This window comes from Pseudomonas sp. Xaverov 83, assembly GCF_019352905.1.
Taxonomy (GTDB): Bacteria; Pseudomonadota; Gammaproteobacteria; order Pseudomonadales; family Pseudomonadaceae; genus Aquipseudomonas; species Aquipseudomonas yamanorum.
Window position 1 is genome coordinate 36,177 of sequence record NZ_JAAAFU010000059.1, and the last position, 807, is coordinate 36,983.

General features: G+C 62.3%; 1 protein-coding gene. It reads right to left on the minus strand.

Going from position 1 to position 807, the window contains the following annotated elements; genetic code table 11:
* A partial coding sequence (locus K0H47_RS31170) for an RHS repeat domain-containing protein (protein WP_257626702.1) occupies positions 1–807 on the minus strand: 807 nt, incomplete at both ends.

Below are 807 nucleotides of genomic sequence, written 5' to 3' on the forward strand. Positions count from 1 at the left end.
AACGGCGTTGACGTCCAGCTTCGCGATTTGGCCGTAGGCGCGGTACTGCGCAGACCAGACGATTTCGCCGTCGGGGGCGGTGAGTTCTTGTGGGGTGCCTAAGTGGTCGAGTTGGTAGTGGAGGGGTTTTACGTCTTCCGGGCCGTAGCCCTTCAGCAGAACTAACGGGCGGAAGCTGTTGGGTTCGTGGAGGTAGCTCTGGTGGTGATCGGCGCTGTGTTCGGCGATCAGTGCGTCGCCTTGCCAGAAGAATTCGGTAGTTTGACCGTTCACGACTTTTGCGACGCGCCGATCAAAAGGATCGTAGCGGTAGCTGGCCTGGGTGCCGTCGGGTTGGGTGACGGCAATCAGCCGGTGCTGGCAGTCGTAGCGGTATTCGGTGACCAGTTGTTGAGCGCGGCCCCGGCGTTCGCGCAGGAGGTTGCCGAAGGCGTCGTAGTCGTAATGACGGTCGCCTTGCATCAACAAGCGGTTGCCTTTGACGACGCTGGGCCCGACTCGGTCTTGCATCAGCAGGTTGCCCGCCGGATCGTGGACGAAGCGTTCCTGCAGATCGTGCGAGTGGTTGGCGCGGGTCAGGCGGTCGAGTGGGTCGTAGTGGTAGTCGTGCTGGCCTTTACGGGGGTCGAGGATGCGGGTCAGGTTGCCGCGTTTGTCGTAGTCGTATTGGCGGCGCTGGTGGCGTTGTTCCTGTTGGGTGATGGCGTGGGCGTGCAGGCGGCCCTGGTCGTCGTAGTGGTAGTGGCTGAGGAGTTGGCCTTGCTGGCGTTGGTGCTCGCGGCCGGATTTGAACAGGTGCGAGGTGAG